Origin of the sequence: Streptomyces mutabilis (genome assembly GCF_014649815.1) — a bacterium.
Taxonomy (GTDB): Bacteria; Actinomycetota; Actinomycetes; order Streptomycetales; family Streptomycetaceae; genus Streptomyces; species Streptomyces mutabilis.
Genome location: NZ_BMTT01000056.1, coordinates 1 through 3,355, shown reverse-complemented (window position 1 = coordinate 3,355; position 3,355 = coordinate 1). Strand labels below are relative to the sequence as shown.

General features: G+C 71.2%; 4 protein-coding genes. 3 read left to right on the top strand and 1 reads right to left on the bottom strand.

Going from position 1 to position 3,355, the window contains the following annotated elements:
• Positions 1 to 84, top strand: an 84-nt coding sequence (locus tag IE142_RS34475) for an adenosylhomocysteinase (RefSeq protein WP_191889381.1), incomplete at its 5' end; no start/stop codon positions are given.
• Between the two features lie 115 nt (positions 85 to 199).
• On the top strand, positions 200 to 814 hold the full coding sequence (locus IE142_RS34470; RefSeq protein WP_191889380.1) for a hypothetical protein: 615 nt from the start codon (positions 200 to 202) through the stop codon (positions 812 to 814).
• 53 nt (positions 815 to 867) lie between these two features.
• Here the strand turns inward: IE142_RS34470 and IE142_RS34465 are convergent, their stop codons facing one another.
• Positions 868 to 1,836 (bottom strand): RDD family protein, encoded by a 969-nt coding sequence (locus IE142_RS34465; protein WP_191889379.1) that lies wholly within the window; start codon positions 1,834 to 1,836, stop codon positions 868 to 870.
• Positions 1,837 to 1,962: 126 nt separating this feature from the next.
• Here IE142_RS34465 and IE142_RS34460 point away from each other — a divergent pair, with 126 nt between their 5' ends.
• Entirely contained in the window at positions 1,963 to 2,970 is a 1,008-nt protein-coding gene (locus tag IE142_RS34460) for a stage II sporulation protein M (RefSeq protein ID WP_191889378.1), read from the top strand.
• Positions 2,971 to 3,355 lie beyond the last annotated feature (385 nt).

The window sequence follows — 3,355 nt, the reverse complement described above, 5'->3', positions numbered from 1 at the left end:
CTGACCACGCTCCGTCCGGAGCAGGCCGAGTACATCGGCGTCAAGGTCGAGGGCCCGTACAAGGCGGACCACTACCGCTACTGAGCCCTACCGAGCCCGACGGCACCTCCGAGACAGGCCCCCGCACCCCCGTGCCGGGGGCCTGCCCCGTTGGCGCCTCAGCGGCCGGACCAGCAGCCCGTCACCACCCAGGACCTCCATGCCCCGCGGCCGTTATTCGCTCCACGATCCGCACGACCACACCCTCCTCGCGGAAGAACACTTCCAGTGCGCCCCCGGCCCCTCCGGCTGGCGCTACGTATCCCGGCTGACCACACCCACCGGCGACCACCACGGCTCCGTCGATCTCGCTCTGGACGAACTCGGCCGTCCCATCCGGCTCGAACTCCACGCCTCGGACTGGCAGGTCCGGGGCGCGGCCATCGACGGCGTCACCTGGGTCCGTACCGACCCCACCGGAGTCCACGCCACCGAAGGCAATGCGCGCGCCCACGCCTTCACCGGCACCTCCCCGGCCTTCCTCGTCGCCGCCACCCGCCTCCTGCGCCTCACCCCCTCCGCCGCGGCCACCCGCGTACGCCTCGTCGCCCTCACAGATCCGGTCCTCGCCCCCCGCACCGTGGACCAGTCCTGGGCCCTGGTGAACAGAGAAGCACACGCCACTGACAACGGCCCCCTCACCGTGGACGAATACCAGGTCACAGCCCTGGACACGGGAGAGCAGCACGCCGTGCACATCGCCGGGGACGTCGTACTCGCGGCCCCCGGCATCGAGTTGGAGGACCTGGAGTCGCCGCCGACCGTCTTCCCGTGAGCCCCTCGGACGCCCACCGCTACGGCACCGCCCGAAGGCACCGCCCCCGCCCACTACGCCGGTGGCACGAACCCCGTACCGGACCGACCGTCCGAAGCCGCGTCCCGCGACACCTCGGGCCCGGCCGGCCGCGAAGGAGCGGTCGGCGGCCCCGCGGGAGGCGCTGCCGTCGGCGGAACCGGCGGCGCCATCGGGCACGCGGTCGGCGGAGGAGAAACCACGGCCTCCGTCACCGGCGGCCCCCCGGCCGCGGGCGCACTCCCGACCGGCTGCGCACTCCCGAACGTCCGCCGGGCCTCCCGAGCCTGCCGCTCGTGCATCATCGCCGCCAGATACGCGGCGGGCGGTACCTCCCGCGGTGCCGGAGCCCCCGTCCGTGCCGCCACGTCCGCCGCGAGCCGCTCCGCCATCGCCCAGCCGACCCGGGGATCCAGCTGCCCCATGCGCGTCAGGTACTGACGCACGGCAAGCCACAGATCGTCGGGCACCGCGGACAGGTCGAGCCCCGAGAACCGCCCGGCCAGCCAAGGAGGAGGCGGCGGCATGGAGCCCGCCGCCGGAACCGGCACCCGCTCCCGCACCACCAGGGTCCCCGCGAACACGTCCCCGAGCCGCCGTCCGCGCGCCGACACCAGCGAAGCGATACAGGCGACGACACCGAACGTCATGAGGATCTCGATCACCCCGATCAGGCCCCGCACCAGCGCGTGCCTGAACCGGATCGGCCCGCCGTCGTCCCGCACCACCCGCAGCCCGCAGGCCATCTTCCCGAGCGACCGCCCGTGGCTGAGTGTCTCCACCGCGATCGGCCCGCCCACCAGGACGAGGACGAAGGCCGCGATCGACAGCGCGGTCTGCGCCGCCACGTCAAGGGACGCGGTGGAAGCCACCAGCACGATGGTCACCGCCACATAGACGGCGACCGCCACCGCCAGATCGAGCAGGACGGCGAGCGCCCTGCTGGGCAGCCTCGCGGGACGCAACTCCAGCGCCACCGCCTCGCCCGTCACCAGCTCACTCACGCCTGCCGCCCTTCCCCTGACTGCCCCCGTCCCCGCCAGTCTGCCAAGCTGAGGACGCACCACGCCGCAGTAGGACAAGCTGATCCACGACGAGCCGCCGACGATAGCCGAGGAGCAGGCACACCGATGGACCTCGACGTCTTCGTCTCCGCCCACCGCGCGGAGTGGGACCGCCTCGACGCCCTGCTCCGGCGCCGGCGCCGACTGACCGGCGCCGAGACCGACGAACTCGTCGCCCTCTACCAGCGCACCGCCACCCACCTCTCCCTCATCCAGTCCAGCGCCCCGGACCCGCAGCTGACCGGCCGGCTCAGCCAACTGGTGGCCCGCGCGCGCAGTGTCGTGACCGGCACCCGGCGGGCCTCCTGGCGCGACATCACCCGCTTCCTCACCCAGCAGTTCCCGGCCGCCGTCTACCGGGCCCGTCACTGGTGGGTCCCCACCGCCCTCCTGTCGACCGCCGTCGCGGCGCTCCTGGGCTGGTGGATCGGCACCCACCCGGACGTGCAGTCAACGATCGCGGCCCCCAGCGAACTGCGCGAACTCACCCGCCCCGGTGGCCAGTACGAGACGTACTACTCGAGCCACCCCGCGGCCTCCTTCGCCGCACAGGTCTGGACGAACAACGCCTGGGCCGCCGCGCTCTGCCTGATCCTGGGCGTCTTCCTGGGCCTGCCGGTCATCTGGATCCTGTTCCAGAACATGCTCAACCTCGGCATCGGCTTCGGCCTCATGTCGTCGGCCGGCCGCCTCGACACCTTCCTGGGGCTGGTTCTCCCGCACGGCCTGCTCGAACTGACCGCGGTCTTCGTGGCCGCCGGCACCGGCCTTCGCCTCGGCTGGACGCTCATCGACCCCGGCCCCCGGACCCGACGTGTCGCCCTGGCGGAGGAGGGCAGGGCCGCCATCGGCATGGCGATCGGACTCGCGCTTGTCCTGTTCGTCTCCGGCGCCATCGAAGGCTTCGTCACTCCCTCCGGCCTGCCGACCTGGGCCCGCATCGCCATCGGAGTCGTCGCCGAACTGGCCTTCCTCGCCTACGTCTATGTCGTGGGCGGACGTGCCGCGCGGGCCGGCGACACGGGCGACGTCGAGGCGTTCGAGCGCAGCGCCACAGTGCCCACGGCCGCCTGATGTGCATCCGTGCCCGGTGAGCTGCTACTGTCCTCTTCGTTCCCGCAAGAGCCGTTGACACGGAGCGAGCGGGGAGGTAGATTCGAACAGTTGCCTGGAGAGGGGATCACCCCGCAGGGCAGCGGTGAGAAACTATCGGCTTCCTCCGGATCACAGAATCCGGCGAAGCACTCTCCCGATGAATCGGAAATGAACGGTCGGTCAGACCGGCTCAGAACTTCTGATAAAGTCGGAACCGCCGGAAAGGGAAACGCGAAAGCGGGAACCTGGAAAGCACCGAGGAAATCGGATCGGAAAGATCTGATAGAGTCGGAAACGCAAGACCGAAGGGAAGCGCCCGGAGGAAAGCCCGAGAGGGTGAGTACAAAGGAAGCGACCGTTCCTT

Excerpts from the sequence above, each read along its gene's own strand:
- IE142_RS34470 (WP_191889380.1), top strand. The coding sequence starts at position 200 with ATGCCCCGCGGCCGTTATTCGCTCCACGATCCGCACGACCACACCCTC.
- IE142_RS34460 (WP_191889378.1), top strand. The coding sequence starts at position 1,963 with ATGGACCTCGACGTCTTCGTCTCCGCCCACCGCGCGGAGTGGGACCGC.